The 26,733-nt window shown below is 60.6% G+C and carries 22 protein-coding genes; 19 read left to right on the plus strand and 3 right to left on the minus strand.

The window, feature by feature from the left end; translation table 11 throughout:
• The first annotated feature begins 34 nt into the window (after positions 1-34).
• The 13 genes from QWI75_RS12985 to QWI75_RS13045 all read left to right on the plus strand — a co-directional run bounded on the left by QWI75_RS12985 (position 35) and on the right by QWI75_RS13045 (position 14,609).
• A complete protein-coding gene (locus tag QWI75_RS12985; protein WP_289269002.1) occupies positions 35-1,153 on the plus strand; it encodes a glycosyltransferase family 4 protein in 1,119 nt (372 codons plus the stop codon).
• Complete coding sequence (locus QWI75_RS12990) at positions 1,150-2,097, plus strand: class I SAM-dependent methyltransferase (RefSeq protein ID WP_289269003.1); 948 nt, start codon at positions 1,150-1,152, stop codon at positions 2,095-2,097. Before QWI75_RS12985 ends, QWI75_RS12990 begins: the two co-directional genes overlap by 4 nt.
• Positions 2,094-2,294: a hypothetical protein gene (locus QWI75_RS12995; protein WP_289269004.1), complete on the plus strand. Its 201-nt coding sequence runs from the start codon at positions 2,094-2,096 to the stop codon at positions 2,292-2,294. The genes QWI75_RS12990 and QWI75_RS12995 overlap by 4 nt, the downstream gene beginning before the upstream one ends.
• Positions 2,295-2,301: 7 nt before the next feature.
• Complete coding sequence (gene asnB, locus QWI75_RS13000) at positions 2,302-4,224, plus strand: asparagine synthase (glutamine-hydrolyzing) (protein ID WP_289269005.1); 1,923 nt, start codon at positions 2,302-2,304, stop codon at positions 4,222-4,224.
• The gene (locus QWI75_RS13005) at positions 4,202-5,443 is read left to right on the plus strand and encodes a glycosyltransferase family 4 protein (protein ID WP_289269006.1); all 1,242 of its coding nucleotides are present in this window, start codon (positions 4,202-4,204) and stop codon (positions 5,441-5,443) included. The genes asnB and QWI75_RS13005 overlap by 23 nt, the downstream gene beginning before the upstream one ends.
• Before the next feature lie 15 nt (positions 5,444-5,458).
• Complete coding sequence (locus QWI75_RS13010) at positions 5,459-6,670, plus strand: glycosyltransferase family 4 protein (protein WP_289269007.1); 1,212 nt, start codon at positions 5,459-5,461, stop codon at positions 6,668-6,670.
• Positions 6,667-8,265, plus strand: a complete 1,599-nt coding sequence (locus QWI75_RS13015) for a hypothetical protein (RefSeq protein ID WP_289269008.1) — start codon at positions 6,667-6,669, stop codon at positions 8,263-8,265. The genes QWI75_RS13010 and QWI75_RS13015 overlap by 4 nt, the downstream gene beginning before the upstream one ends.
• The gene (locus QWI75_RS13020; RefSeq protein WP_289269009.1) at positions 8,262-8,969 is read left to right on the plus strand and encodes a WbqC family protein; all 708 of its coding nucleotides are present in this window, start codon (positions 8,262-8,264) and stop codon (positions 8,967-8,969) included. Before QWI75_RS13015 ends, QWI75_RS13020 begins: the two co-directional genes overlap by 4 nt.
• Positions 8,970-9,018: 49 nt before the next feature.
• Positions 9,019-9,681: a PIG-L deacetylase family protein gene (locus QWI75_RS13025; protein WP_289269010.1), complete on the plus strand. Its 663-nt coding sequence runs from the start codon at positions 9,019-9,021 to the stop codon at positions 9,679-9,681.
• Positions 9,682-9,702: 21 nt separating this feature from the next.
• Entirely contained in the window at positions 9,703-10,809 is a 1,107-nt protein-coding gene (locus QWI75_RS13030; RefSeq protein ID WP_289269011.1) for a DegT/DnrJ/EryC1/StrS family aminotransferase, read from the plus strand.
• Positions 10,790-11,953: a glycosyltransferase family 4 protein gene (locus QWI75_RS13035; RefSeq protein WP_289269012.1), complete on the plus strand. Its 1,164-nt coding sequence runs from the start codon at positions 10,790-10,792 to the stop codon at positions 11,951-11,953. Before QWI75_RS13030 ends, QWI75_RS13035 begins: the two co-directional genes overlap by 20 nt.
• 146 nt (positions 11,954-12,099) lie before the next feature.
• Positions 12,100-13,119 carry an S-methyl-5-thioribose-1-phosphate isomerase gene (gene mtnA / locus QWI75_RS13040; protein ID WP_289269013.1) on the plus strand — a complete coding sequence of 340 codons (1,020 nt, stop codon included), beginning with the start codon at positions 12,100-12,102 and terminating at the stop codon, positions 13,117-13,119.
• 74 nt (positions 13,120-13,193) lie between these two features.
• Positions 13,194-14,609, plus strand: a complete 1,416-nt coding sequence (locus tag QWI75_RS13045) for a sigma-54-dependent transcriptional regulator (RefSeq protein WP_289269014.1) — start codon at positions 13,194-13,196, stop codon at positions 14,607-14,609.
• Between the two features lie 49 nt (positions 14,610-14,658).
• Here the strand turns inward: QWI75_RS13045 and QWI75_RS13050 are convergent, their stop codons facing one another.
• From QWI75_RS13050 to QWI75_RS13060, 3 genes are read right to left on the minus strand one after another with little or no spacing between them, the layout of a single operon-like run.
• On the minus strand, positions 14,659-16,419 hold the full coding sequence (locus QWI75_RS13050) for a sensor histidine kinase (RefSeq protein ID WP_289269015.1): 1,761 nt from the start codon (positions 16,417-16,419) through the stop codon (positions 14,659-14,661).
• 27 nt (positions 16,420-16,446) lie between these two features.
• Positions 16,447-17,394, minus strand: a complete 948-nt coding sequence (locus QWI75_RS13055) for an ABC transporter substrate-binding protein (RefSeq protein WP_289269016.1) — start codon at positions 17,392-17,394, stop codon at positions 16,447-16,449.
• 60 nt (positions 17,395-17,454) lie between these two features.
• A complete protein-coding gene (locus QWI75_RS13060) occupies positions 17,455-19,383 on the minus strand; it encodes a TonB-dependent receptor plug domain-containing protein (RefSeq protein ID WP_289269017.1) in 1,929 nt (642 codons plus the stop codon).
• A gap of 499 nt (positions 19,384-19,882) precedes the next feature.
• Here QWI75_RS13060 and QWI75_RS13065 point away from each other — a divergent pair, with 499 nt between their 5' ends.
• The 6 genes from QWI75_RS13065 to QWI75_RS13090 all read left to right on the plus strand — a co-directional run bounded on the left by QWI75_RS13065 (position 19,883) and on the right by QWI75_RS13090 (position 26,729).
• Positions 19,883-20,509: a hypothetical protein gene (locus tag QWI75_RS13065; protein ID WP_289269018.1), complete on the plus strand. Its 627-nt coding sequence runs from the start codon at positions 19,883-19,885 to the stop codon at positions 20,507-20,509.
• Positions 20,506-20,991 (plus strand): hypothetical protein, encoded by a 486-nt coding sequence (locus QWI75_RS13070; protein ID WP_289269019.1) that lies wholly within the window; start codon positions 20,506-20,508, stop codon positions 20,989-20,991. Before QWI75_RS13065 ends, QWI75_RS13070 begins: the two co-directional genes overlap by 4 nt.
• Positions 20,992-21,060: 69 nt before the next feature.
• Positions 21,061-22,044: a hypothetical protein gene (locus QWI75_RS13075; protein ID WP_289269020.1), complete on the plus strand. Its 984-nt coding sequence runs from the start codon at positions 21,061-21,063 to the stop codon at positions 22,042-22,044.
• Between the two features lie 70 nt (positions 22,045-22,114).
• Positions 22,115-25,609, plus strand: a complete 3,495-nt coding sequence (locus QWI75_RS13080) for a patatin-like phospholipase family protein (RefSeq protein WP_289269021.1) — start codon at positions 22,115-22,117, stop codon at positions 25,607-25,609.
• A gap of 395 nt (positions 25,610-26,004) precedes the next feature.
• Entirely contained in the window at positions 26,005-26,304 is a 300-nt protein-coding gene (locus tag QWI75_RS13085) for a type II toxin-antitoxin system Phd/YefM family antitoxin (RefSeq protein ID WP_289269022.1), read from the plus strand.
• A complete protein-coding gene (locus QWI75_RS13090; RefSeq protein ID WP_289269023.1) occupies positions 26,301-26,729 on the plus strand; it encodes a PIN domain-containing protein in 429 nt (142 codons plus the stop codon). The genes QWI75_RS13085 and QWI75_RS13090 overlap by 4 nt, the downstream gene beginning before the upstream one ends.
• Positions 26,730-26,733: the final 4 nt, after the last annotated feature.

Below are 26,733 nucleotides of genomic sequence, written 5' to 3' on the forward strand. Positions count from 1 at the left end.
CTGGATCAGCCGGAGCGCGGCACTCGGGTCCACGATGAAATTGGGCATCGACGGGCGGGAGCTGCAAACAGGGGCGCGGACGGGGATCGGCCGTTATCTGCGGGAGGTCCTGCGGGCGCTCGATCGGAAGAAGTGGGACTGCGTCGTCTACGGCGACCGGTCCACCTCCTTGCCTGAGGATTTGGCCCACCTCCCCGTGAAGCGCCTGGCCGCCCCCTGGACATCCTGGTGGGATCAGATTACCCTCCCGGCGTCGCTTCGCAGGGACGAGGTGACGGTGTTCTTTTCCCCCTATTACAAATGCCCGTTGAGGACGCCCTGTCCCACCGTCATCACCATCCACGACTTGCTGTTTATCGGCTATCCGGGAACCCATCGCCCCATCTACGACCGCGCCATGACCGGACTGGCGACGCTCTATTCGCGGCGAGCCGCCTCCATCATCGCCGACTCGCACTACTCGAAGCACAGGATCGTCACACGGTTGCGGGTCAATCCGGGCAAGGTCCACGTGATCCCGGTCACGTTGGGATCTGAATTCAGACCGACGGCGCCCGACGACACGACGTTGCGGCGATACGGCATCGACGCGCCATACCTGCTCTGTGTCGGCAATTTCAAGCCGCACAAGAATCTGCCGCGCCTCCTTCAGGCCTACGCCGCGCTGCCTCCGGCCTTGCGCGGGCGGTATCGCCTGGTGCTGGCGGGAGGAGACGCGGCGCACCGGCCCGAGCTGGACAGGCTGGCTCTGTCTCTCGGAATCGCCAGCCACGTGCGCTTTCCCGGGCTGATCGACGATCGGGACTTGCCCATGCTGTACAGCGCCTGTTCATTGTTCGTGCTGCCCTCTCTTGAAGAGGGCTTCGGGCTGCCGGCGCTGGAGGCCATGGCCTGCGGAACGGCGGTCGTGGCGTCGAACCGCGCCTCGCTCCCAGAAGTCGTCGGCGCCGCCGCAGTCTTGTGCGATCCGACCGATAAAGAGTCGATGACCTCCGCCATGAGACGGGTGCTGGAAGACCCATCGCTTCAAGATCACCTCGGATCCAAGGGGCTCGAGCGGGCCCGACATTTCACGCCCGATCACGCGGCGGAGCGGGTCATCCAGGTGATCGAGCAGGCGGCGAGTTGGGAACATCGGAGAAAGGCCTCATGATCCGGGCGGTGACCTGCGCCTGTCGCGACAGTCTGGCTGAGATGGTGAGACTACCGTCAGGCCTCCAATTGGTGCACTGCCGAGCCTGCGATCTGTACGCTCGGCGAGAAGCCCCCGCTCCCCGGGCCTTGGAGCTTTTTTATGAACAGGAGTACACTCGGCAATTCGCCGCGGAACAGTCCGGCCCGAGAGACAACTTGCAGGCCCACGCCCTCCGGCGCATCGAGTCGCGCGCAGCGCGCTTCAGGGGTGTGTGCGACCATCGGCCTGGCGCTCGCCGCTTTCTGATCGATGTCGGCTGCGGAAACGGCCGGCTGCTCGAACTGGCCCAGCAGGCAGGATGGTCGGTGATGGGTCTTGATCCGTCCGGGGACAGGAACGGGAAGCGCCGGACTGGAGGGATCGAGATCCGGCAGGCCGCTTGGCCCCTCACGGACATCTCCGGTCACTCGGCCGATGCGATCGTGTTTCTCAATGTGCTGGACCACCTGCCTGACCCCTTCACAGCCCTTCAAGCGGCCTGGCGTGTGCTTCGTCCCGGCGGGATTCTCTATCTTCGAGTGCCCAACGGTCCCTTTCACCTCCGCCTATTGACCGGGCGGTGGAGCCGGATGTTGTCGACGATGACGGTCTTTCACCTCTATGGCTTCGGCCGGCGCTCGCTCCAGCATTTCCTGACACGAGCCGGGTTTGAACGGATCGACATCCGCACGGCCCCCTTGAGCGAGGGCGACGCCTATGCCAATGGGGAAGCGGGAGGAATGGTCCGGACGTTGGCGAAACAGGCGTTGAAGGTCGGCTACGGCCTCTCGGCCTGTCTCGGCCTCGACCGGTTGCCCTGGGGGCCGTCGATCGAAGCCCTCGCATCGAAGCCGGAGCAGGCTCACGGCGACGTGGCACACGCCGGCAATCTGGTTGACGCAGGGGACGGCGCAGGCCGATGACGATCTTCACCACTCGCTGGAGAGAACGGCTCAAGTGGGGCGAGGCGACCGTCCTGCTCGCCCTATTGACCGCGCTGTTGGTGCTCGGCCTCAGCTATTTCGTCGGCACGTACTACCAGCATGAAGTGAAGGACTACCAGCCCTTCGATTCCGAGCGCGAGCTTCAGTTGCAACAGGCCAACCCGGAGAAACGGTAACCAGACCATGTGCGGCATCTGCGGCGTCATCGGTTCCGAACCGGCGGAGTGGCTGGACCGGATGCTTCCGGCCCTGAGGCATCGCGGGCCGGACGATGAAGGGCGCTATCTGTCGCCCGGCGTGGGCATCGGCGCGCGCCGCCTCCAGGTGATCGATCCGCAAGGAGGCCATCAGCCGATGTCCAACGAGACCGGAACGGTCCGGGTCGCGCTCAACGGGGAGATCTACAACTATCGCGAACTGCAGGACGAGCTGATGCGGAAAGGACACCGCTTTTCTTCCCATTGCGACACGGAAGTGCTGGCGCACCTCTACGAAGAGGAGGGAACCGCGGGCGTCAAACGGCTGCGGGGCATGTTTGCCTTCGCCCTCTGGGACAGCGAACGCGAGACGCTCCTGCTGGCCCGAGACCGGATGGGGATCAAGCCGCTCTACTATGCGACAGGAGAAGGGGAGGCCGGCGCCCGGTTCCATTTGGCCTTCTCATCCGAACTCCCGTCATTGGCCTGTGCGCTGGACAGATCGGAGCCGGAACCGGAGGCGCTGCTCGATTATCTGACCTGGCTCTATGTCCCGAGCCCGCGGACTCTGTACCGCGGAATTGAGCATTTGCTTCCCGGTTGCCTGTTGCAGTATCGGCTCGGCCGGATCGAGATTCTCCGGTACGCGGCACTCGACGAACCGGCCGGCAAACCGACCTGGTCCTCGATGGCTGAAGCCCGCGAGCAATTCATCGAGCTGTTTCGCGACACCGTGAAGGCCCATCTGATCAGCGACGTGCCGCTGGGACTGTTCTTGTCCGGAGGGCTGGACAGTTCGGCGATCCTCGCCATGATGCGCCAGGTGACCTCCGGCACGATTCGCACCTTTTCGATCGGGTACGCGGCCCCATCCGATCAGTCCTACAATGAGCTGGCGCGGGCGCGGGCGGTCGCCAACCATTTCGACAGCGCCCATACCGAAGCGATCCTCTCCCCGGACCACGCCACGTTGCTGCCATGCCTCGCCGCCGCCATGGGCGAGCCCTTTGCCGACTCCGCGGCCATCCCGACCTATCTCGTGTCCGAAGTCGCCAAACTGTCCGTGACCGTCGCCTTGTCCGGCATCGGGGGCGACGAACTGTTCGGCGGATATCCCCGATACCTGGGCATGAGAGCGCTCGGCCCCTATCTCGGCCTGCCTCGCCCGGTACGGTCCGCTTTGTCCTCGCTCGCGACGAGGCTCTTGCCGGAAGGCACGGACGGACGGGATCAAACGGGACGGCTCAAGCGATTTCTCCGCTTTGGAACGGGCGAGCCGGTCGAACAATATCTCTCCTGGACAACCTTCATCCCGCCGGAATGGGGGACGGAAGCGTTCGAGCCGGAGTTCCTGGCCCGGATCTCCGGACATGCCCCGTCGGCCCGGTCGCGCGTCCTCTTCCAGGACTGGCCTGGCGAGACCCTGGCCGACCGGGCAATGGGCCTCGATCTCCAAACCTATTTGCCGGACGATCTGCTCCGCATGGCGGATCGTCTGAGCATGGTCCATTCACTGGAGCTCCGGGTCCCGTTTTGCGACCATCGGCTGCTGGCGTTTGCCAAGAGCCTATCCACCGCAGCGCGTTTCGACGGGTGGCATCTGAAAGGATTCTTACGGGCGGCGCTTGAGCCCTGGCTTCCGGCCTTTGTGCTGGAAGGTCCGAAACAGGGCTTCCGCGTGCCGCTCGCCCGCTGGCTCCGGGAGGACCTCCGCGAGTTGTTGCAGGATCACCTGACGGCCGCGTCCGGCCTCTTCCGGCGGATTCTGCGTCCCGCCTACGTGCAATGGCTGATGGACGAGCACCTGAGCGGGCGGCGCAACTTCACGGATCAACTCTATGCGTTGCTGATGCTTGAGGTCTGGATGGCTCGGAGAATCGAGAACCATGACTATACTGTTGCTCGCTGACGTCTCGGCCGCGCTCGTGATCGGCGGAGCCGAACGCATGTTGCGCCAGCAGGCGCTCGGATTGGCCGCAAGGGGTCACCAGGTCCACCTTGTCACCAGGGCTCCGGAAGGCGATGCCCGCCCTTTCGTCAAGATCGGGCCGGTGCAGGAACACCGCTTTGCCGTCTCGAGATCCAATGAACTGTCCTTCATCCTCTCCTCCGTGCAACGGTCGGTCGAGTGTTTCGATCGGACTGCGCGTCTCGCCAGACCGGACCTCGTGATCGTCTATCAATCGACGGCAGGCATCGGACCCTTGTTGCGACGGGCGGACGTGCCGCAGGCCTGGATCTATATGTGTCTGTCGCTGGCCCATGAAGAGTTTGTCTCCCGGGCGCCGCAGGCGGACGGACCGGCGCAACAGTTCAGGCACAGGGCGAACCGCCACGCTCGCTTCCTGGTCGAGGATTACGTCATGAACCGCTGCGCGCAGGTCGTCGTCATGAGCGAGTTCATGAAAACGCGCGTAATGGGTACGCACCGGATTCCGCCGGACAGGATCGCCCTCATCCCCGGGGCGGCGGACCACGAGCAGTTTCAGCCGCCCGAGGACCGCGTGCAAGTCCGGCGTGAGCTGGACCTACCTCTGGACCGCACGATCCTGTTCACTCTCCGCAATCTCGTGCCCCGGATGGGACTGGAGCACCTCATCGATTCGGTCTCGCTGCTCGAAGAGGAGGGGAGGGACCTGCTTCTGCTCATCGGCGGGGAGGGACCGTTGCGCCAGGCTCTTCACGACCGGATCGTGCAGCGACATCTCGCCGATCGCGTGCGGCTCCTGGGGTTTGTGCCGGAAGCACAACTGTGCCGGTATTATCAATGCGCCGATCTCGTTGTCATGCCGACTCTGGAGTTGGAAGGCTTCGGCCTCGTCACGGTCGAGGCACTCGCAGCCGGCACTCCGGTTCTCGGCACTCCGGTGGGAGCCCTGCCGGAAGTTCTCAGGCGCATCGATCCGTCTTTGGTCACGGACGGGCCCCTTGCGCCGGATCTCGCCGATGGGTTGGGGCGATTGCTCCGCCGTTTCCGAGAACTCCCGGGCGAACAGGAACGTTTGGCGAGCAAAGGCCGGCGGCTCATCGAGCAGGAGTGGAACTGGCCGAGGCAGATCGACGCCCTCGCGTCGTTGCTCGCTGAGCATGGCGGAAGCGTCTGCGCGGCAGATCGTCGCGCGGCCTGATTCAGGCGAATCACGATGGCGCCCTATTCCGTCATCCATGTCATCACCAGGTTGGACCACGGCGGCTCCGCTGAAAACACGATGCTGACCATGCTGGGCCATGACCGAAGCCATTTTCGCCCGATGCTCGTGGTCGGCGATCCGGATCGCTGGTCCGCGCAAGGGGGATTGGAAGCCACGTGGCAACAGGGACATCGGCTTAATCAGGCCGGGGCACCCTGGATCATCATCAAGGACCTCGTCCGGCATCCGAGCCCGATCCGCGATCTGAAATCGCTCTGGGCGCTCCTTTGCTTATTTCGCCGCACGAAACCGGCCATTGTCCATACCCATACGTCCAAAGCCGGCGCGCTCGGCCGGATCGCGGCCTGGCTGGCTTCCGTGCCGGTGATCGTCCATACGCCCCATGGGCATGTGTTCTACGGACACTTCAGCCGGCCGGTCTCCTGGCTGTTCCTGCAGATCGAACGAATCCTCGCCCTTGTGACCACGCACTTCATTGCGCTGACCACGGCTGAACGCGACGACCATGTCGTTCGGATGGTTGGACGGGCAGAGGATTGGTCGGTCATTCCCAGCGGGATCGACCTCGCACGCTTCCGCTCGGTTGAACCCAGACCTGATCGACGGCCGGTCCTGTTCCATTGTCCGGTCGATTCGATTCTCGTGGGAACGGTCGGCTGGCTGACCGAAGTAAAGGGCCATCGCCGGCTCATCGAAGCCTTCGCCCGGCTCGCGCCATCCAGACCCTCGTTGTTCTTAGTGATCATCGGAACCGGTGAACTGCATGATGACCTGGCGGCTCTGGCCTCGCGGCTGGACATCGGCGATCGGGTGAGGTTTCTCGGCCATCGCCACGATATCGCTGAATGCCTCGCGGCCTTGGATCTGTTCGTGTTCCCGTCTCAGAACGAGGGAATGGGCCGGGCGCTGATCGAAGCGATGGCCGCCGCGCTTCCGGTGGTGGCGACCAACGTCGGAGGCATCCCCGGGATCATCGAGCAGGGACGCACAGGCCTGCTGGTTCCGCCGGGGGATAGCCCGGCGCTGGCCGCCGCCATGGCCGAATTGCTGGACGACCCTGTGCGAGCCCAAGCCATGGGACAGGCGGCGCGCGAGAGTATCGGGGCCGAGTTCAATGCCGCCGGCATGGTCAGGGCTGTCGAGTCCGTTTATGTGAGTTGTCTCCAACCAGCCTCTTGGCCGCGGACCGCCACCAGCCCATGACGATCGAGCACGTTCGGCGTGGACAGATAAGGAAGAGACCGGCGGCAGGGTCCTGCTTCGCGTTCGGACTTTGCCTGCTCCTGGCCTTGACCTGGTCCCCACTGAACGCTGTCTCTGCGGAGGAACTGGTCCAACTCGCGGTCGCGATCCATGTGCACAGCCAAGCCAGCACCGGCGTTCTCCCGCTGGAGGCCATCGCACAGAGGGCTGAACAACTCGGGCTCGACGCCGTCATCTTCACCGAGAATTTGGCCCTTCGGTATGAATACGGGCTCCCGCCGTTCAGGACCCTGCTCCGCTATGCCAGACACTTTCCTTCCCTGATCGACTATGGCATCGAACGCTATCTCGCGGAGCTGGCAGACGTCCAATCGAGACATCCCAACATTCTGCTGATACCGGGCGTCGAAGCAGCCCCTTACGCCTATTGGACCGGCTCTCTCTGGAACGGCGATCTGACCCTGCACGACAGCCAGAAGAATCTCCTCGTGTTCGGCCTCAACGACCCGGTTCGCTATGGACAGCTTCCCGCGAACGGCAACCCGGCTTCCTATCACCTCACGGCGGAATCGATGATGGCCTTGATGCTGCCGCCTCTGCTGGTCACGCTGGCGACAGTGATGGGCATAAGGGACCGCCAGGCGCTCCGCCAAGGGCTCGCCGCTCGGCTGAGCCGGCTGAGGCTGGCTGTGATGTGCGGCCTCGCCGCAATTGGCGCGGCATTGCTCTGGACCGCCTGGCCTATCGGCCAACCTCCGTATCCCATCTATGACAGCGGGCAGGGCTACCGCCCCTATCAACAGTTCATCGATGCGGCGCGCGGCACCGGTGGATTGGTCTTTTGGTCGATGGTCGAAGCGCGCGATCATGAAACCTACTCCTTCGGGCCGTTGGGCCGGGTGACCGTGAGGACGGAGCCCCATCCGGAGGCGGTGATCCTGACCGATCGCCATACCGGCTTCGGCGGGTTGTACCAGGACGTGCATCGCGCGGTTCAGCCGGGGCAGGTCTGGGACCAGGCCATCGAGCTGTTCCTCCGCGGCGAACGGCCGCAACCGCCCGTGATGCTCGGCGAGATCGCCTTTCACAGCCTGGACCAGGCCGGGAAGGATCTGGATCAGGTGCTGTCGATTGTTTCCGTTCACGGCCGGACGCCGGACGACCTGTTGGAGGCTATCCGGACAGGCCGACTCTATGCCGTCGAGCGTCGGAAGAAAGAGTTTGCTCTCCGTCTGGAAACCTTTCGGGTAGAATGCGACGCGGGTCGCCGAAGCGCCTCTGTAGGAGAGATCCTTGACCCGGAAGGCCATCGCGATATGGTGATTCGAGCGTCCGTCTCGACCACGGATCGGCAAGCCCACCACATCACCGCTACCCTCATTCGCTCCGGCGAGACGCTGACACGGTTCTCCGGGACGACCCCGCTGACCATCGAGATCCCGGACAAGACCGTGCCGGCCGGCCAATGGTTGGCCTATCGCCTGCTGGTGGAAGGGGAGGGGGAGCTCGTCAGCAATCCCGTCTTCGTCGGGCCCATGCCACCCCTACCGTCCGATCAGCTCACTGCCGCCGTCGTCCGAGAGACACGTCCGTGAAGGTCACGATCCATCAACCGCAATTCCTCCCCTGGCTGGGCTATCTGGAGAAGATCGCGCGGGCAGACCTCTTCGTGGTGCTGGATCAGGTGCAATTCAAGAAGCAGGAATGGCAGAACCGCAACCGAATCAGGACCGCCCATGAATGGCAATGGCTGACGGTTCCCGTGCACCAGCGGTTCGGCCAACGCATCAACGAGGTGCATGTCAACCGGCAGGTCGATTGGCGGCGCCGACACCTGCGCGCCTTGGCCCTGCACTACGCAAAGGCGCCCTATCGAGACCTGGCGCTCGCCGGGCTTCGGCGTCTCTATGAGACAGATTGGGAGCGGCTGGTCGATCTCAACCTCGCAGTCATCCGCTGGCTGCTGGAGACCTTTCAGATCATGACGCCGGTCCGATTGGCGTCCGAGCTGTCCCTCCGGGACCAGCCGACGGATCGATTGATCGACATCTGCCGCGCAGTGGGCGCGGCCACGTACCTGGCTGGACCAGGAGCCGAACAATATCTGGATCGCCCGCGATTCGAGACCTCCGGCTTCCGGCTGGAGCTGCAACGGTTCCAGCACCCGGTCTATATCCAGTGCTACGACCCGTTCATTCCCGGCATGAGCGCGCTGGACCTGCTGATGATGGAAGGCCCGTCCGGGTTCCGCAGGCTGGTGATCGAAGAATCGGCAAACGGACGCATTGTGTGCGCGTGACGATGCGGCTCGGTTCGGTCGGACCGGACGGAGGGGAGACGTCTTATCGATGACCGCCTCGCGGATTCTCAGGCCCGCTCAAGACCGGTCGGGCGCCATGCGGCTCCTGGCCATCGGCGCGCACCCGGACGACATCGAGGCCGGCTGCGGCGGGACCCTGATCAAGTACGCCAGGAACGGCCATCGCGTGTTTTTAATGGTCATGACGGAAGGGGAGTTGGGCGCCTCGCGCGGCATCCGCCGCCGGGAACAACGTCTGGCGGCCAAGGTCCTGTGCGCGGAGCAACTGTACTGGGGCGGATACCGCGACACCCAATTGCCGTCCGGCCGCCGCCTGATCCAGAAACTCGAACGGATCGTGAAGGCCATTCAACCCCATTTCATCTTCGTCCATTACTTCGACGACACCCATCAGGATCACCGGCACCTGGCCGAAAGCACGATCACGGCTACCCGCTACACCAAGAACGTGCTGTTCTACGAGGGGCCGACGACGCAACATTTTTCTCCGACGGTTTTCGTGGACATCGACGAAGTGCTGGACGACAAGCTCGCGTCGATCCGCGCCCACGCATCGCAGGTCGCCAAGACCAACATCGAAGGCCTATCGATCGTCGATATCATCCGGTCGGCAGCGCACTTCCGCGGCATCCAAGGGCGCGTACGCAACGCGGAGGGGTTCGTGCCGCTCAGACTGTTCATCAATGTGTAGTCTGCGCATCGGGAGCATGCGATGATTCCCCACTCCAAACCCTGCATTGAACCGGTTGACGAACAGGCCGTGCTCGACGTGCTGCGCTCCGGCCAGATTGCGCAGGGTCCCGCAGTCGCGCGCTTCGAACAGGCGATGGCGGAATATCTCGGCCTCCAGGGAGGCGTGGCGGTCAATTCCGGCACGATGGCGCTCGAGCTGGCGCTGCGCGCGCTTCATATCGGCGAGCATGACGAAGTGATCCTGCCCAGCTATGTCTGCTCGGCGCCCTGGCAGGCCATCACGCGCGTCGGGGCCAGGCCCGTCTTGGCCGACATCGATCCCGAGACCTTGAATATCGATCCGGCCTCCGCGCGGCGGGCGCTCACGACGAAGACGAGAGCCATCCTCGTGCCGCATCTGTTCGGCCTGCCGGCCGATCTCGAAGCCCTGCAACAGTTGGACGTACCGCTGATCGAAGACTGTGCCCACACGCTCGGAGCAACGGTGGCAGGCCGACCGGTCGGGTCCGTCGGGACGCTGACGGTTTGCTCATTCTACGCCACCAAGCTCCTGTGCGCCGGTGAGGGGGGCATGATCCTGTCCAATGACAGCGCCCTGCTCGATCGTGTCCGCCAGTTCCGCGAATACGACGAGCGTCCTGTGCTGACGTTGGGGTCGTCCAACCTCAAGATGTCGGATCTCCATGCGGCGCTGGGCCGGGCGCAACTGGCTCGTCTCCCCGCATTCATCGCCAGGCGACGCCGGATTGCGGAGGTCTATCGGCAGACCTTGGCAGAGACTCGGGCCGGTAAGGGGCTGATCGGCCCGTCGGTGCCGTCCGCCCGCACGCACGTCTACTTTCGGTACGTCGTGCGTCTAAAGGCCGAAGGCCCGTGGGGAAGTTCGGCCGCGACGGTTGATCCGACAGACTCGCTGCTGGCTCGCTTTCATGCCGCGGGGCTTCAGGCACGTCGCCCCGTGTTTCGCCCCCTGCACCAATACCTGGGCCACAAGGGCTTTCCCGCCAGCGAGGAAGCCTCCCGCACCGCGCTGTCGCTTCCCATTTATCCGTCGATGACCGAGGAAGACCTGCAATGTTGTCTTGCAACAATCCAGGAGGCTTGTGGTGAGGTCGCTCGAACTTGATCCGGCCCTCGCTCCTCCCGCCAGGATATTCCAGTGGACCGGCGCCGCGGGCCTCTCCGGATTGGCGCTCACCGCTCTCTTGCTGACGCCCACCGTCCAAGGGTGGTTCATCGAGCAGGGGGAACGGTGGCTCCACATTCTGCTGCTCTCCTTTTGGACCAGCATCGCCCTGACTCCCATCGCGGCCTGGGCCGGGCATCGGTGGGGACTGGTGGACGTGCCAGCCGCCCGCAAGATTCACCGCCATGCCACGCCGCGGACAGGGGGCGTGGCCGTGTATTTGGCTCTGGTGCTCGCTCTGCTGATGAACTCGATCCTGGCCGGATGGATGGCGGCGCTCCTGATCGCCGGCTCGTTGTTGTTCGTGGTCGGCCTGTTTGACGACGCCCGCGAAGTACCGGCCAGGTTCAAGTTGTTCTCCCACATTCTGGCAGCCGGGCTCGTGACTGCCTCCGGCAAGGTGCTGACCCTGTTTCCGGCCTCGCCGATGGGAGATGCCGCCAACCTGGCGCTCACCTTGTTGTGGATCGTCGGCATCACGAGCGCGTTCAACTTTTTCGACGGCATGGACGGCTTGGCCGCCGGCCTCGCGGTGCTGATCGCCGGCTTCATGGGCTTTGTGGCTTTCGATACCGATCAGGCCGGATTGGGCTGGCTCGCCGTGGGCATCGTCGGCGCCTGCCTCGGGTTTCTTCCGTACAATTTCCGTCCTGGCCGCCAGGCCGTCATCTTTCTCGGCGACTGCGGCTCGACCTTCCTGGGCTTCACCCTGGCCTGCCTGGCGGTCACGGGCCACTGGGCGGACCAAAATCCCATCGTGTCCTTCAGCAACCCGTTGCTGATCTTCGGCGTGCTGATCTATGACATGGTCCACATCACGATCGCGCGCATCGCCACGGGGAAGGTGACATCGCTACGCTCGTGGCTGGAATACGTCGGGAAGGATCACCTCCATCACCGCCTCGAGCGGGTTCTGGGCAGCCGTGTCGCCAGCGTGCTCTTCATCTACAGCCTCACCATCTCCTTGGGCATCGCCGCCATCGTGCTCCGGAAGGCCGACACCACCGAAGCGCTGCTGTTACTGGCCCAAGCGACCATGATCATCCTCATGGTCACCGTGCTGGAGCAGCGGGGTAATCGTTAGCCCGAAGACGACAAGCGTCAATCGTCACTCGTCAATGGTCATTCGTGAACATCAAGGACACAGGTCCGAAACGGTTGACGGTTGACGATTGACGGTTGACCTTTGACGCATGACGTTCCATCCCGCGTCCTGTTACAATCGCCTCCATGGTTCAGACCGTTGAATGGAAAGACGGCGCCGTCCGCCTGCTGGATCAAACCAAGCTCCCGCTCCATGTCGAATTTCTGGATTGCCGCGATTATTTTGCAGTCGCGCAGGCGATACGAGAACTCCGTGTGCGCGGCGCTCCCGCCATCGGCATCACGGCCGCGATGGGAGTGGCTCTGGGGGCCCAGGCCCTTGTTGCTACCGACTTTGACCGCTTCAAAGCGGAGCTCTGGACCATTTGCGACCATCTGGCTGCAACGAGACCGACCGCCGTAAACCTCTTCTGGGCCATCGAGCGGATGAAGCGGGTCGTGGACCGGCATCAGGGCAGCCCCATCCCCGAGATCAAAATGGCCTTGATCGATGAAGCTCAAGCGATCCTTCAAGAAGATATCCGGATGTGCCGTTCTATCGGGTATCATGGCGCATTACTGATCAAGAACGATCAGACGATCCTGACCCATTGCAACGCCGGCGCGCTCGCGACCGGCGGCTACGGGACCGCGCTGGGGGTCGTGCGCGCGGCCTGGGAACAGGGGAAAAAGATCCGCGTGATCGCCGGCGAAACCAGACCGGTTCTGCAAGGAGCCAGGCTCACGGCCTGGGAACTGATGCAGGACGGGATTCCCGTTACCTTGATCACCGACAATATGGCCGGCGCCCTGATGAAACAGGGCAAAATTCACGTATGTATCGTCGGCGCCGACCGGATCTCCGCGAACGGCGATGTCGCCAACAAAATCGGGACATACTCTGTCGCAGTGCTGGCCAGAGCCCACGGCATTCCGTTTTACGTCGCGGCGCCGTCCTCCACCATCGACCTGAACACCATTTCCGGTGACAAGATTCCAATTGAAGAACGGAGCTCTGAAGAGGTGCGCACTGCGCTTGGCAGCACCCACCTCGCGCCGCCCGAGGTCGAGGTCTACAACCCCGCCTTCGACGTCACACCGGCTGATCTCATCACCGGCATCATCACGGAGCGGGGAGTGGTGGAACCCGCACGGCTCTCTCTTTAATCAGCCGTCACCACAAGGACTGGAATTACGTCTCAATCGGATGTATCCTCTGGCTCCCCCCGAGGCCCGGCTCCATGTCGAAGAAAATACTGATCGTCGACGACGATCCGGATATTTCCAGCGGGTTGAAGAGCCGCCTCTCGTGGCTTGGATACGATACCGCTACGGCAATGGACGGAGCGGAGGCCCTCAAGGAAGTCGAATCCTCACGCCCTCATGTCGTCCTTTTGGATCTCGAATTGCCGGGCCTGTCAGGCCTGGACCTCCTGAAGAAACTCCACAGTGACTGCAGGCCACTGTCGGGCTCCGCAAATGGACGGCAAGCATCTCCTCGCCCCGCCGTCATCATGATGACGGCGTTCGGGACGATTCCCCGGGCCGTCGAAGCCGTTAAAATGGGCGCCTACGATTTCATCACCAAGCCGTTCGAAATAGACCACTTGGTGCTGGTGATTCAAAAAGCACTTGAACATGAGCAATTGCGTCAGGAAGTCCGGTTCCTGCGAACCGAAGTGGATACGCGTTACCGGCTCATAGTCGGGCCAAGTCCCAAGATGCGGATGGTCGTCGAGACGGCCGAACGAGTGGCCGGAACCGACATCGTAACCTTGCTGCTTGGGGAAACCGGGACCGGTAAAGAAGTGCTGGCTCGTGCGATCCACCAGTGGAGCGCGCGGCGGGATCGTCCGTTTGTGGTGATCAATTGCGCCGCCCTGCCCGAGACCCTCCTGGAAAACGAGTTGTTCGGCCATGAAAAGGGCGCCTACACGGGGGCCACCGGCCCGCACGAGGGCAAGGTCGAGGCGGCCCAGGGAGGCACCCTGTTTCTCGACGAAGTCGGCGAGATGCCGCTCTCCTTACAGGCGAAGTTCTTGCGGCTGTTGCAGGATCGGGAATTTCACCGCGTGGGAGGAACCCGCCTCGTCAAGGTGGACATACGAGTCCTGGCTGCGACGAACAAGGCGCTTGCGGCGGAGGTCAAGGCCGGCACGTTTCGAGAAGACCTCTTCTATCGGCTGAACGTCGTGCCGATTACGTTGCCGCCGCTGCGCCATCGGCGCGAGGACATTCCGGTCCTGGTGGAGCACATTTTTGCCCGCGAAGCCGGGCGGACAGGCGGGCTCCCGAAGCAGCTCACGTCCGACGCGATGGCCGCGGTCATGACCTACAAGTGGCCGGGGAACGTCCGGGAGCTGGAGAACGTCCTTGCCCGGGCCGTGATCTTGTCCGACCGTCAGGAGATCGGACCGGTTCAGCTCGCGCTCGGCGGAACCAGCGGGGAGGGCGGCCCGTTCCCATTCATCAGTGAGACGGAAGAGTTACCGTACCACAACTTGATCGAAGCCTACAGCCGGTACTTGATCCTTGAAGCCCTCAACCGGACGAGCGGGAATCAAACCAAGGCGGCGGAATTGCTGCGCCTCCAGCGGACGTACCTCACGAAGCTCCTCAGACACAAGAACATTCCGTCCTATTCGTCCGACTCATAGCCCTCCAAGCCTTCGACCCATCCGCGCCGCCAGCAACCGATGTCCTTCGTCAGATCCCGACCCCCTTATCTGAATGGCGAGGAATGGTCACCGTAAAGCGACTGCCACGACCGACGGCGCTTTCGACCGCAATGTGTCCATGATGCAGTTCAACCAGATGTTTGGTGATGGACAAACCCAACCCGGATCCCCGGACCTGCGTGGCCGAGGATGGGGTGCGATAGAAGGGGAGAAAGATCGAGTCCAAGTCCTGGACGGCGATGCCGCAGCCCGTGTCCTCCACCGAAAAGACCACGCACTCGCCATGGTCTTCCAGTATGCGGACGATGATGTGTCCTCCGGGCTCCGTGAATTTGAGGGCGTTGTGTACCAGGTTCGTGAGGACGCGAACCAGCTTGTCGCGATCGACCGACACCTCCGGCATGGACAGCGGCACATCCAACCTGACATCCACCCTCTTCTCGACGGCAAAATGCCGGAGCGTCGCCATGGCGTCGGCCACCAGATCCAGAGGATGCACGGCAGTGAGAGACAACGCCCACCGGCCGGCCTGGAGGCGTGACAAGTCCAGGAGATCGTCAATCATGCGGCGCAGTCGCTCCAGATTCCCCTGTACCCTCTCAAGCGACAAGCGTTGTTTCTGGTCCAAGGTTCCGTCCACCCCGTCAAGCAGATTTTCGAGGTGGACCTTCATCGAGGTTAGTGGGGTCCGCAGCTCATGCGACACGTTCGACAATAAGGAGGTTTTAAGTTGATCCAGTTGCTGCAACCGCTCGTTGGCTTGCCGGAGTTCACGGGTGCGGGCTTCAATCCGCTCCTCCAACGTCTGCAACAGCTCCCGCAAGGCGCCGTCGCGTTCCTGCAGCGAACGGGCCATTACATTGAAACTCTCCGAAAGATCCCCGACTTCATCGGCGGAGGGCGTTGCGAGCGAGGCGGAATAATCCCCGCGTGAGATTTGCCGAGCGGCGTCACGCAATGCCACGAGCGGTTGAGTCAGCCGGTGCGACAGGAAGGCAACCGCCGCAATCCCGCCGCCCATGATCAGGAGCGTGAGCCAGGCAAGCTCCGACAGCAATCCGCGAAGCAGCCGTTGAGGATTTTTTGCCGATAGGCCGATCTGGATTAATCCCAACGGATGATCGACACTCCGCGACCGTGGACCACCGAGGATCACTTGTTCATCTTGGGCCAGCCCGAACGTCAAATCCGGCGGAGACCGGCCCGGATCGCGCCTGATCGGGAAGAGCACGTCGTAATGCAGCGCATCACCGCGGAACAGGACGTCCCAGAAGCCGGGGTTCGGAGCCGGCAAGAGCTGTCCTTCACGAAGAAAGAAGGCGGAGACCGACGGGCCTTCGCTACGGCTGGACTCAAGCAGATTGCGTCGTTCTGCGGACACGCGAGGCAATGGTACGGACCACGGCTCCTGATTCGTCCCGAGCGTCCAGACGGCCTTTCCGCGGACGACCAACGGCTCTCCATCCATTTCCGCGATGAGGACATAAGCCACATCGGGATCGATCAAGGCCCCTTCGACCAACTGTTCCAATCGCGGCAGATCCCTCGCAATGACGCTGTACCGACCGGACCCCGCGATGGTCTCGGCCAACAACGTCCCGTTTCGCAATAGCCCCTGCGTGGTCATCTGCGCCAACCGGTCCGAGAAAAACCATCCGACGGCCGCGCACGCCAGCACCAGCACGGCTCCCGCCAGGACGATCAGTTTAAAGGTCCATGACCGGAAGCGTGAGAGGCGAGCGGAGGAGAGGCCATCCCTGGCCTGAACCGTGGGATGAATGGTTTCCATACTTGACCGTGGATGAAAACCAGGATGCTACCGGTTGCGATGCTGGGCCGTCGCACCAGGCCCGCCGAACAAGACCGAGGCCGTCCGGACGACCGCCTGATCGACCGGCGACTCAAGATACTCTGCCGTATTGAGGTTCACCGCCAGTTCGGGACGATCTGGAGGCACCAATAATCGCGAACGATTCCGTTGGCTTTTGAGCAGATCCCGTGCCAGGCGGCCGGCTTGCTCGCCGATCCGGCGCGGATCGACGAATAGGGCGCCCAAGGCCCCCTGTTGCGCGGTAGCCGAGGAAAATCCGAACACGGGAATCGCGGCATCCATCGACGTTTGAAGCAGGAACGCCAGCGATTCCTCGCTGATCACCGTCGGGTCTTGAATCAACCACAGCAGATCGATGGACGCGATCAGCCCACGCGCCCGATCCGGCACGTCGCGGGGACCGGCAACCTGCGCGACGGCGAGGTCGAGCCCCATGCGCGCCGCCTGTTTTTGCGCATCCGTGACGAAGGAATCAATGCGTGGATCGCCGTAGAGCAGCCCGATCCGGCTGGCGGCAGGGACGAGCTTTCGAATCGCGGTTAATTGGGCTTCCGGAGAGAGTCTCGTGACGATGCCGACCATATTGTCAGCCGGAAGGCCATGCACTTCAGGATTGAGCACCAGGCAGAACACCACCGGGGAGTCGGGAAGCTCAACCTTGGCCAGTAAGGCGGCCTTCAACCCGACCGCAAAGACCAGATCAGGATTCGACGCGCGAACCCGCCGCCCGAGTGCGCGTGGATCGACGTCGGCTGAATCGACCACGACTTCTTTCAGCGAAGTCTGCCGCGGAACCGAGGATTGAAACCCCTCGACCGCCTGGGTATAGAACAGTTGCTCCGACGACTTCAGGATAACAATGTCCCCGGCGTACGCGTACCCGCTTGTCGCAAAGCACAACGAGGCCAACCCCCAGGCGCTTACTAATGCCATCAGAGACCTCATGGCGACGTTATCCTATCACCGACGTAATTGAGGGCCTAGCTAGGCCTCTCACAGCCGCAACGTCAGCCAACCCATCACCCGGCTGCTTATGACATCCCCCAGCGGATGTTCCCGATGCTGATCGTTCAACGCATTGTAGACGGAGACCGCCATTTCCGCCTTCCGATGCCAAAATCGATATCCGGCCCAGAGATTCACCAGGGTATAGGACGGAAGTTGTTCCGCCGGAACCGCAGAAGCCGGGATGATCCCAAAGTTCGCGAGGGTGGAAAGCTCGGCCCGGACGGGATAAGTGGCCGAGCTGACATAGTGCACCACCGCGCTGAGATTGACACCGTTCTCCCAATCGGCCGTCACGCCCGCATTGGCGGCATGGCGCGGCCCTCCTCGCCGGATGATATCCGTGAACGACTGGTTGATGTCCTGATAAGCATAGGTGGCGAACCCGCGCAGCCAAGAGGCGACCAAGATTTCGAGGCCGACTTCCGCTCCTCGGATATCGGCCACCCCCGGCTGGTTCCGCCATTCTGCCATCCCGGGACCGCTATCGACCGCCGTGATGAGCTTGGAAATATGATTATGAAAGATGGCGGCGCGGGCCCTCAGCCGATGGTGAAAGTACCAGCCCTGGTACTCGGCTTCGTAAGACGTGATCTGCTCAGGATCGGCCTGCGACGTGCCGCGCAGGACATCTGTGGACGAGAATCCGAACAGCGTCGTCGTCGTCAAGACCTCATGGTTCGCCTCGACAAGGGTCGGTGGGCGATAAGCGACCGAGCCGGACAATCTGAAGGTATGGTCTTTGGCTGGCGCATAGAACAACGCCACCCGAGGGCTGTACGTTGGATTAATCCCCGATTGCAGGTCCATCCGCACGCCGCCCACCACCCAGAACTTCTCATGGGGGCGCCACTCGTCCTGCACATAGAGGCCGAAGCGATGTTCTTGTCCGTACTGGAACACCTCAGTGCCCGACAGGGTGTTGTAGCGGTAATTGGCGCCGAGGCTCAGGCGGTGCGTGGTGAAAATCCACGCAGTGTATTGGGAGACAACATCATAGGAGTTGGTCAGAAACGGAATGCCCGTCGTACGCCCGAACCGATCGGACACGGTGAAGATCGGCGCAAGGACCGGATAGGAGCCGTTATTGATCGTCAAATCTTGTTGATTCCAAAACGCCCGAATGAAGAAGTCCGGCCGTTCGTAACTCACGCGGGCATAGCTGATCGTATTCGGACTGTCCACCCGCAGGAAGTCTCCTGAGGCCAAGTCCATCCGGTTGGTATCGACGACCCCGCCCTCGATCCTGATCATGGCGTCCTGGTTCGGATGATAATTAATCAGCCCGTTGAATCGGGATGTGCGCAGGGCCAAGGCGTTTCGATCGCGCCATTGGCTGTTCTGATCGTGGCCAAGGGAGAGACGATACCCGATCTGCTCGTGGCGGTTGGCGTAGACGGCTGCGCTTCGGATCGTGGCGAATTCGCCGGCTCCAGCTTGGATCGTCGCGCCCCTCATCTCCTCCGGCGATTTGGTAATGATGTTCACCACTCCGTCGAAGGCGTTGAATCCGTAGACGGCCGCCGCCGGTCCCTTCACCACCTCGATCTGTTTGATTTCGACCAGCGAGACCGGCAGCGTTTTCCAGGGGATGACGCCCTGTGCATCGATGTAGGCGGAGCGTCCATCGATGAGCAAGAGGATCTTGTTGGCAAACAGTTGATTGTTGCCCCTTGCGCTGACGGCGAATTCTCCGCCGCTTAACTCCATGACCGACATGCCGGGTACGCGCCGGAGCAGGGTAGGAATGTCTGTCGCCCCGGACTGGCGAATGTCTTCCGCCGTGATGACGTAGACGTTGGACGGCGCTTCGGAAATCGGCTGTTCCTTCCACATCGGGGTCACGACCGTCTCCTCTTTAAGAAAATCGATCTCCTGGCGAATCTCATCGGCCAGCAGCGAGGACCGTTCCGGCACGGCAACCCTGGTTTCGGCGGAGCAAGGATCGGGCCAACAACATAACATCAGGCTTGTCAGGGGAGTGACCACAGACACAGTAATGACCAGGTGTGTTTGTATCGCACGGACCCTCAAAGGAGACGCAGGGCAACCCGAAGCCGAGTTTCGTGGCCGCTGTCCATAGAATCGGAAATGATTCAGCATTGAATCAGTTTGGATTCACCCTCGGCGAAATTACACGTATTTGCTGCCCGCCCATCGCCTTGCCGACTGCCCGCCGGAACTCGCAACTACGCTTCTACAGCGCATTCTCAAAATAATACGTACATTTTACCATCCCCACACTCCTGAGGCATACAGCTTGCTTCGAGTCTCTGCCAAAGATCCGTGGGCGATGTGGGCGTGAAGCTTACGAAGTTATGTTGAATGGGATCAACCCTCTTCTCGGAAAGACATCCTATCCGTGACTCTTTCGCTCGCGGACGGCAAGGATCCGTGCCAGAGAGTGAAGGCGAGGATGATCTTGAAGGGCTTCAGGCGGAATCCATCTTGGAACTTCCTGTCAAGCACGAGCCTATTGGCTTGGACCCTGGCCATGCATACAGGATGTGCATGGCATGCTGAATCAGCGGATCACCTGTGGGGACCAACGGTCTTCCGTGTCGCGGGCCCGCCTGAGAGCCAAGCCTTTCTTGCGGAACAAGTCTGGCTGCCGCTGTTGGTTGAAGGTGGAAAACGGTGGGGGATCACCATCGGCTACTTTAGCAAGCTCCTGAGTCTTCCGATGGCCCTGCAGAGCCCAGATGCCACCGCGCAACCAAGACATCCGTTTTCATGGCATTCCCCGGCAGCGATCCCAATCGGAGACTGGAGAATCAGCCCCTTCTATCTCTCGATCGAACGTGAAGTTGAGGCCGAATTCGTGGCGAAACTGGTCATTGGCCTCCAACTCTCAGCCAGCTTCGACAAGGAAGGGTCGAATCTCACCGTCGGTGCGTCACGAACCACCGGTTTTTGGCCACATCCCGATGCGGTCTATCTCTTGGAATTTTGCGGAACCCACCCGCTCGCGCTGCAATTTCTTGTCTGCGATGAGAAGCAGAACGCCTCAATTGATCGGTGCTTAGAGGAGGTTTTCCGATGACTGCCTTCACGTGTCTCCGGATAGTACCAGTCCTCGGCTTGATCGCGTCCGTCTGCGGATCATACGGCTGCAAGGACTATCTCGTCGTCACCACCGCCACGAAGTTCGGGCTGGAGGTCTCGCAGGTGGCCAAAGAGCCTCCCAAGGTCGTAATCGGCTACAAACGCGAGGAAACCGCCATCATCCCAGCCGAACACCGGAATGCAACGGACGACACCATAAAACCAGACGGCACTCATAACACCGATACCTACTCAGTCCTCGCCGAGTTTTGCGTGATGGCAAATCCCTCCCTGTGGGACTTCTTCCAGGGGCTCTCGCCGACCAGTCGCAACGTGCCGGACGGGTTGCAAATTCGGTCATTCTTCGCGACCGGGATGGCGGCAAATAAGGCCGCCGATAGAGTCGAGACACGACACTATTTTCGAGACAACGTTCTCGAACGAACAATCGACAAGCGCAAAGAGAAACGGTGTCTCTAGCCGATATTGATTGCAGAAAGGAATGATGCCATGCGGCTCTCATGCCAGCGCGCACATCGATGGTTACTCATGCTGGGTCCACTGCTGATGACGGCTGGTTGCAACCCTTCCATTTACTTTTCTACCGGCACCACGGTGGGCCTTGAAGCCACTCCACCGACCGGCGAGACGCCCCCAGCCATCACATTTGGTTACAAAAGAGCAGAGTTGGCATTGGTCCCGGTGGTCGAGTTTAACCCGCCGTCCGATGGTCAGGCCAAGCTCACAGCCAAATCATCCGATCTCGGCTGTTCAGAAACCAAGAATGACGCCAAGCCTCACAACCAGACGGGAACCGCCGATACAGGGGGCTCGGGTGATGGCAAGGCGCAACCCCGGCAGACAACAAAGGTCGACGCCTTCTCCGTGTTGGCTGTCTTTCATTTGGCCGTGAACTGGTTCGGGCCGGCCCAGATTGAGCAGCACTTTGCAACCGGCTGCGCGGCGAGAAACCTCATTCATGGATTGACGGAAGAGGAAGAAGACAAGAGGCTTGCGGAGGAAGCGAGGCAGAACCTCAAGGAAGCTGAGGAATTGGTCAAAACCACCACAGAAGGAGCCCAACGGCTCAAGAAACACGCCGAAAAACTTGAAAATGATGCTCGGGAGCTCAAGAAGAAAATTGAAGATGATGCAGGCAAGCTTGCGGGCGAATCCACACAGAAAGAAAAAGAAACACGAGAGAAGAAGCTCAGAGAGTCGGGCGAGAAAGCGAAAGAATGGCAACAAACAGCGGAAAGGCTTAAATCAGAGTTGAACGGTATTAATCGCCTTGAAGAAGCCAAAGACAAGGCCGAGAGCGCTCAACACAAGGCCGAACAGGCAATGAACACAGAAGAGGTTCGTCCCGGCGCCAAACAGACTAAGGAAAGCGCAGAGAAGCTAGTCAGTAATCTCAAAGGCAGTGCGCCGGACGTGGCGGCTCTGATCAAGGATGCGCAGGACACACTCGAAAACGTCCTTACACTCCTCGATCAGGTCAAGGCTAAGGTGCCAGCCAAAGGCACCTCATAGGGGGCGACGGAATATATTCGTTATCAATGCTCATCAAGACCTGAACAGAAAGATAAGAGGGGATACCCCCATGTGGAAGAAACTCTCCATCCTTTGTTGGCTTGTCCTCCCATGCGCCCTGTTCAGCCCGATGCCTGCCTATCCAGGTCATCCACACGTGCAAGAGAATCCTCACGCAGCCCCATGGATCGGCATCGCGCTGTCGGGCGGAGGGATCCGTGCCGCGGCCTTTTCGCACGGGGTCATGCTGGAATTGCGAAAACTGTGCTTGCTTAGATCTCCGCAAGATTCCACAGAAGCAGACAACCACAATGACCACGACACCCCTTCAACGCAATTCTCTCTCTATTACCTCGAAGAGACGGACTACTCGGATGACGACCGTTCGAACCCCTGCGGTCGACACGGAGGCGCCTCTTTCTTGGATAACACCCATTTCCTGTCCGGGGTGTCCGGCGGAGCCATCACCGCCGCCTACTATAAAACCCATCCGGAACGCGTGACCGAATTCGGCCAGTTGCTCAAGGACGCGCGATTGGCGAGTGAACTCTTCTCCGGCAAGAAGAAGACACCCATTTGGCGTCCTCCGGTGATGCTCCTCGCCTCATTGTTCGACACGGTCTTTCAGACCTTTAAGCTCCCAATCATCCCGATCCCTGAGATAGAGGTGGCTCCGTTTGCCACGATGTGGCTCTATGACGGCTTGTTCGAGAGCGAACAGTTGACGCAGGTGTATAACGATCTGTTCCTGGAGGACTATACGTTCGGCGAGCTCGAAAAGCAGACCCACCGTCCCGAGACGCTGACAGAGTCCTTGTTCGGCCACGCGGCCAATACGAAGCGGAATGCCATCGGACGCGCTCACCTGTTGATTCATGCCACCGATATCGCCAACGGCAGAATCTTCACGTTCGACAAGGAGACGTTCGCCTGCCTGGGCGACGTCGAAGCCTTCCGAGACCTCGACCTGGCGGCAGCCGTAGCCGCCTCAAGCAGTCTACCAGGCGTCTTCTCCCCGATGCGGTTGAAATCGCATTTCAAGACGATCGAGGGGGCACGCATTCCCACCAACTGTCCGCTCATTCTGGGCGATCAAGTCCGATCACCTCTATTGGTGGACGGCGGCGTCAGCGACAATTTAGGCGTGACCGGACTGCTCCGAACCATTGTGGAACGGAAAAACGGGATAACCTTTCCACCTGACGAGCGGATGCTAGCAACGGGACGCGGGCTGCCCTTGAACCCAGACGAGATCGTTCGCTCATCTCGATCGACGGTATCCCAAGCTCAGACAACGGAGATCACTACGATCCAGCGGGCGAACCCGAAATCTCAAAAGGCATTCCTGCTCGTCGTCAATGCGGGAGTCAGCTCCACATCCTCGTTACCGAGGTTGGGCGGCCATCTCGACAACAGTTTTGACGTCCTCATGAGAGACCGCACCGACCTTTCCCGCGTGATCGCCGAACATCTGCTGGACAACTTCGGCTTCGGCCTCGTCGAATTGAACATGCGCGATCTCGTCAAGAACAACCGAGTCGTGACCAGAATCGTCAAGGAGGGTTTGGCGATTCAGAACAAGACGAAGTCGACGCCCGAGTCGATTCGCAAGGTCGCACAGGCCTTCGACTTCACCGAGATGGAGCGAAAGGTCCTCAGCGACCTCAATAATATCAGCTTGCTTCCCACCAAGGACGAGATCGATACCTTGATCCTGGCAGGACGGGCCGTGGTGGCGGAACTGTCGGACACCATCAAACACAGGTACGAAGAATTGGCGGATAAACGATTTGAGGCAAGCTGCGACAGCATTATCAATCCGCAACGGAGCTATTGCTGGCCAGCCAGCCTTGAGACGCCACATGTGGTCGCCAACAAGATCGGCGTCCTGCTCGACGTCCTCACCAAGACCGGCGAAGATTTTTCGCGGACCACGGCCGAGAATCGATCCGCTCAACTGGCTCAGATTAAAGAACGCCTATGGGAACTGTACAAGTATGAGACCAGGGCATTGGATCTTTTTGCACAGACTGATAACTCATTCGCGCAATTGAAACGCGACATCGCCTATGATGACTGTGTGCGGTCGGTATTCACAAACCCTCAAGCCGCTCCTAGTTGCGAACCTGAGCGGATTACAAAACATCGCTTAGGCAGCATTAACCCAACTCTTACACCGCTGGAAGCGGCTCTTGACGGCAACGTCCTGCCTAACCAGGATCGCAATGATTATCTTTCGTTACTATTCAAACAAAATGCCGACTTCAAGCAAAATGCCGACCTCGCCGAGTTGAAGAACAAGAAGCAAGAGTTGGATAATTGGGCAGCCAAATTCGCAGCACAGCTATCAACTATCGCAAATGATCCGGAGAAGCTGGGGAAGCCTCCTTGGCAGGAATCGCCTTGGTATGACTACCTCCTTGCCAGGCTCTCGATGCTGCAGGAGAAAACGATGGAAGGCTTTCATTACCTCTATCGAGGCGCCACCGCCTTTCCAGACGATACCAACCTCTCGTTCCTGCTGGGCTATTACGCCATTCACGTGAACCGCGACTTTCATGGGGGCCTGAAACACTTGTTTCAAGCCAGAGAAAAGGCCGAAGACAGAAAGAAGCGGATCGAATGGCTTCCCGTTGCTTCTCCGCAAGTGGGAGAGAAGACGGACTGGAAGATTGCCACCCAAGAGCGTTTCGCAAGAGCTGAAGACTATTTCATGCTGCAATATGCCAAGTATGTTGCCCTATCTCCGTTTCCAGTTGAAGGCCGCGCCGAGTTTGTGACTGGCGAGGAGGTGGATGCCTGGCTCAATCGTACCTTTCCTGATGGCCATGGCGGCAATGCGTTCTCGACTCTAGCCCTGCTCGCGGAGCAGACAAGAGAACGTCACAAAACGGATATAACAGTTGCGTGGTGCGGCGTGACTCACAGACTCGACAGATTGTCTCTCCCTATGGAAGTCAGGCAGGCCATCAAAGCCTTCCTCGCTCATTTTGGTCACTTCGAATGTCAACAGAACGATGACAGCCCGCTTCTCGGCGACCCCCTGCTCATTGACGAACACGTCCGTTTCCAGGATGCACCTTGTGGAGATGTGAACGACCACAACACAGTCGTGAGCATCGATTCAAGGAATGCCAAAGCGGTTTGTGAGGCATTTGCGAAGCTCCGGCACAGTGTTCGACAGCTTTTGGCTCCCAGGACCGCCTTAAACTATGCTCGGGCGCAGGCCCGGAGGATCTATGAATCTTTTTCGAAGCAAGAACAGTCTCAATCAGACCAAGAGGTTACATCCCAAGAGGTTACATCGCCTCACTACCTTTATCTCTGGCAGCGCGCTGACGTCTACGGGTTGGTCGTTCTGATCCATGCCGTTCAAAAAGATTGTCCACAGCGGGCAGAAGACGTGCGAACCGCACGGCGACTGTTTCATGTTGCTCGCGCCTCCGTTCCTGATGATCGACGGCTGAACAGGGATGCAGACGTCATCAATGGCGTAAAAACGCGGATCGACCACCTCATCACACTTACGAAGGGTCTCAGTTGCGGTAGGAATGGGGACCTGTGACGCATTTTCGAAACTGCGGACGAACTCTCTAGGATATGTGGCAAGGGATCGCACCCTGAACCAGCCATGACGGCAGAATCATCCTGCCAACCCTGCCTGAGCGCTTATGTCTTACGCCGCGGATGGCCGACGCGAAGACCGGGAAAGCGGTGGTAGTCGCAGTCCGTCGTGATCTACTCGCTTCCGCTCTTGATGGCCAGCGCGGGCAAAAAACGCTTCTGGCAAGGACAAACTGATCTGCACCGAAAACTTGTTCCAGCCGCTGCACCCTGTGTTGTATGTCTCCGGATAGCATGGCCTGGAGAGGTAGACCTCGTGCCTCTCCGTTCTCGGGTTGCAGGACCTCTTGTATCGGACTATACTGGTCATTATTCAATGATCTTGGAGATCTCTTCATGAAGCGTGCGGCTGTGTCCACGATTAAAGCAACATTCAGTGCGTGCCTGGCGAAAGTAAAAGCCGGCGAAGAGCTGTTGGTGATGGAGCGCGGCAAGCCGGTTGCTAAGTTGGTGCCGATTCCGAAAGACGCAAGTGGAGAGGCGACCGCTATGCAGTTGCGGGAGTTATCGCGTGCGGGCCTTGTGCGAGCGGGAACAGGGAAGTTGCCTCCGAACTTTTGGAAAATGGCCAGACCGCGGGACAAGAGAGGACGAGCCCTTGCGGCTCTGGTGGCTGACCGCGCCGAGGGACGGTGAAGTTCTGGGATGCCTCCGCTCTGATTCCGCTCTGCCTGCATGAGCGGCACTCGTCCGCGCTCAAACGGCTTGCCCAGGAGGATGAGGCGCTTGTCGCCTGGTGGGGATCACCGGTGGAGTGCCTTTCGGCGTTTGCCCGTCTTCGGCGGGAGGCGACGCTTAGTGAGGTCGAGGAAGAGCAAGCGGGCTTGATCTTGCGGACGATTCAAAGGACCTGGACAGAAGTGGAGCCGGCGAATGTGGTGCGCGAACAGGCGAGCCGTGTCTTACGTCTTCATCCCTTGCGAGCCGCAGACGCGCTGCAACTGGCAGCGGCATTGGTGTGGAGTCAGGGCGATCCGCTGCAGCGCGAGTTCATTTGCCTCGATCAACGGCTGAGAGAAGCGGCCCGGCGAGAGGGGTTTACTGTCTTGCCGAAAATGTGAGTAG

This window comes from Nitrospira tepida (assembly GCF_947241125.1).
GTDB lineage: Bacteria > Nitrospirota > Nitrospiria > Nitrospirales > Nitrospiraceae > Nitrospira_G > Nitrospira_G tepida.

Excerpts from the sequence above, each read along its gene's own strand:
- QWI75_RS13085 (WP_289269022.1), top strand. The coding sequence starts at position 26,005 with ATGAAGCGTGCGGCTGTGTCCACGATTAAAGCAACATTCAGTGCGTGC.
- QWI75_RS13080 (WP_289269021.1), top strand. The coding sequence starts at position 22,115 with ATGTGGAAGAAACTCTCCATCCTTTGTTGGCTTGTCCTCCCATGCGCC.
- QWI75_RS13015 (WP_289269008.1), top strand. The coding sequence starts at position 6,667 with ATGACGATCGAGCACGTTCGGCGTGGACAGATAAGGAAGAGACCGGCG.
- QWI75_RS12995 (WP_289269004.1), top strand. The coding sequence starts at position 2,094 with ATGACGATCTTCACCACTCGCTGGAGAGAACGGCTCAAGTGGGGCGAG.
- QWI75_RS13045 (WP_289269014.1), top strand. The coding sequence starts at position 13,194 with ATGTCGAAGAAAATACTGATCGTCGACGACGATCCGGATATTTCCAGC.
- QWI75_RS12990 (WP_289269003.1), top strand. The coding sequence starts at position 1,150 with ATGATCCGGGCGGTGACCTGCGCCTGTCGCGACAGTCTGGCTGAGATG.
- QWI75_RS13005 (WP_289269006.1), top strand. The coding sequence starts at position 4,202 with ATGACTATACTGTTGCTCGCTGACGTCTCGGCCGCGCTCGTGATCGGC.
- QWI75_RS13010 (WP_289269007.1), top strand. The coding sequence starts at position 5,459 with ATGGCGCCCTATTCCGTCATCCATGTCATCACCAGGTTGGACCACGGC.
- QWI75_RS12985 (WP_289269002.1), top strand. The coding sequence starts at position 35 with ATGAAATTGGGCATCGACGGGCGGGAGCTGCAAACAGGGGCGCGGACG.
- QWI75_RS13055 (WP_289269016.1), bottom strand. The coding sequence starts at position 17,394 with ATGGCATTAGTAAGCGCCTGGGGGTTGGCCTCGTTGTGCTTTGCGACA.
- QWI75_RS13065 (WP_289269018.1), top strand. The coding sequence starts at position 19,883 with ATGATCTTGAAGGGCTTCAGGCGGAATCCATCTTGGAACTTCCTGTCA.
- QWI75_RS13025 (WP_289269010.1), top strand. The coding sequence starts at position 9,019 with ATGACCGCCTCGCGGATTCTCAGGCCCGCTCAAGACCGGTCGGGCGCC.
- QWI75_RS13050 (WP_289269015.1), bottom strand. The coding sequence starts at position 16,419 with ATGGAAACCATTCATCCCACGGTTCAGGCCAGGGATGGCCTCTCCTCC.
- QWI75_RS13075 (WP_289269020.1), top strand. The coding sequence starts at position 21,061 with ATGCTGGGTCCACTGCTGATGACGGCTGGTTGCAACCCTTCCATTTAC.
- asnB (WP_289269005.1), top strand. The coding sequence starts at position 2,302 with ATGTGCGGCATCTGCGGCGTCATCGGTTCCGAACCGGCGGAGTGGCTG.
- QWI75_RS13030 (WP_289269011.1), top strand. The coding sequence starts at position 9,703 with ATGATTCCCCACTCCAAACCCTGCATTGAACCGGTTGACGAACAGGCC.
- mtnA (WP_289269013.1), top strand. The coding sequence starts at position 12,100 with ATGGTTCAGACCGTTGAATGGAAAGACGGCGCCGTCCGCCTGCTGGAT.
- QWI75_RS13070 (WP_289269019.1), top strand. The coding sequence starts at position 20,506 with ATGACTGCCTTCACGTGTCTCCGGATAGTACCAGTCCTCGGCTTGATC.